Source organism: Frankia sp. CcWB2 (assembly GCF_977927585.1).
Genome location: NZ_CDWRCM010000006.1, coordinates 12698 through 14536, shown reverse-complemented (window position 1 = coordinate 14536; position 1839 = coordinate 12698). Strand labels below are relative to the sequence as shown.

Genomic DNA, 1839 nt, shown 5'->3' with positions numbered 1-1839 from the left:
CAGGCCGGTGACGACCACGCGGAGGCCGCCGCGTTGCGCCGGCTGGGCATGCTCGAATACAACGCTGGCCGCATCGACGCGGCGGAGGAGCGATACCGCGAGGCCCTCGCGATCGCCCGCCAGGTCGACGACCCCCGCGGGGTCGGTTGGGCGTTACAGCACCTGGCCTGGAGCGCCACCACCCGGGGGGACTACCCCCGCGCCGAGCGGACGCTGCGCGAGGCGTCCGCGGTGTTCGACCGGCTCGAGGACACCGGCGGCCTCGGCTGGTGCCGGGGCACGGAGGCGCTGGTGCTGCTGCTGTCCGGGCAGCTCACCCGGGCCCGCGAACTCACCCGCGAACTGATCGAGCTGGCCAGTTCCGTGGGCGAGCAGTGGGGGATGGCCGTCTGCCTCACCATCGACGCGATAGCGGCCGCCGAGCTGGGCGACATCGCCACCGCCGAGGCCCACGCGGAGCGGGCCGCTGAGCTGTTCGCCAGCATCGGCGACGCGTGGGGAACGATGCTGACCCTGGTCGCCCGTGGGCTGGCGGCCCGTGGCACCGGCGAACCGGCCCGCGGGGCAGAGTACCTGGAACAGGCGTGTGCCGAGGCGGCCGCCCGCGGGCACATCGTCGTCGGCGCGCTGGCCCGGGTGCTGCTCGGGCTGACCTGGCTCGACGCCGGCGAAGTGGACAAGGCCGGGCAGGCCGCCGAGATCGCGCAGGCGGACCTCGCGCAGCTGGAGTTGCGCCCGCATGCCCAGCTCGGGGCGAAGGTACTGGTCGCGCAGATCGCCCGGGCTCGCGGGCGGCTCGATGAGGCGACCGAGCTGTTGCGGGAGGCATTGTCGGCAAGCGAACCGGCAACCCTGATGTTCCCCCGCCGGCAGGCATACGCCCATCTCGCCGGCATCCTGTTGGATGCCGGGCAGCCCGCCCAGGCTCTCATCGTGGCCCGGCGCGCGGTCAACGTGGGTGCCGAGGACGTACGCGCCCAGGTGCTCGGTTACCGCGCGCTCGGCACCGCGTTGGTGGCCAACGGCGATCTGGAAGGCGGTCGTGCCGCCTATCTGCGGGCCCTGGCGGCCGCGACCGCCACGGGGGCTGTCAGCGAGGCGCCGCAGACCCGCCGGCTGCTGGGGAACCTGCCGGTCAGCGGGGCCGCCGACGCCGCCGGCGGCGCGACCACCACCCCCGCGGGCGTGGCCGGGACGACCGGATAACCCGCTGGAGCGGTCACCTCCCGTGGCCAGGCCTTGCGCGCGTCGACCGGCGCTCGAGGCCCCGGCGGGACCCCGAGCTTTTCGCCGGTCGCCGGTCGCCGGCCTCAGCGTGCGCGGCGGGACAGGCGTTCGCGATCGAGCAGCACGACCGCGCGGGAGTCCAGGCGCAGCCAGCCCCGGGTGGCGAAGTCGGCGAGCGCCTTGTTCACCGTCTCCCGGGATGCGCCCACCAGTTGGGCCAGTTCCTCCTGCGTGAGTCCGTGCTCGACACGGACACCGGCGGCCTCATTGCCGGGCTGTGCCGGCTCTCCGAAGCGTTCCGCCAAGTCGAGGAGGGCTTTCGCCACTCGCCCCGGCACATCCGTGAACACCATGTCAGCAACGTTGTCATTGGTACGCCGCAACCGGCGGGCCAGCACTCGTAGGAGCATCGCGCCCGCCTCCGGGCGTGATCGCAGCCAGGGACGCAACGCGGTATGTTCCAGCGACAGCAGCGATGCATCCGTGACTGCCGTAGCGGTAGCCGTGCGGGGGCCGGGGTCGAACAACGACAGCTCTCCGAACAGGTCTCCGGGACCCATCACGGACAGCAGGTTCTCCCGGCCGTCGGCCGACTGACGTCCTATCTTCACC

At 73.2% G+C, this 1839-nt stretch carries 2 protein-coding genes; one reads left to right on the top strand and one right to left on the bottom strand.

Annotated elements, in window-relative coordinates; translation table 11 throughout:
* A partial coding sequence (locus ACY45C_RS01690) for a tetratricopeptide repeat protein (RefSeq protein ID WP_462185915.1) occupies positions 1–1206 on the top strand: 1206 nt, incomplete at its 5' end.
* 104 nt (positions 1207–1310) lie between these two features.
* Here the strand turns inward: ACY45C_RS01690 and ACY45C_RS01685 are convergent.
* Positions 1311–1839 (bottom strand): Crp/Fnr family transcriptional regulator (locus ACY45C_RS01685; protein WP_462185914.1); only part of this gene is annotated, 529 nt, incomplete at its 5' end.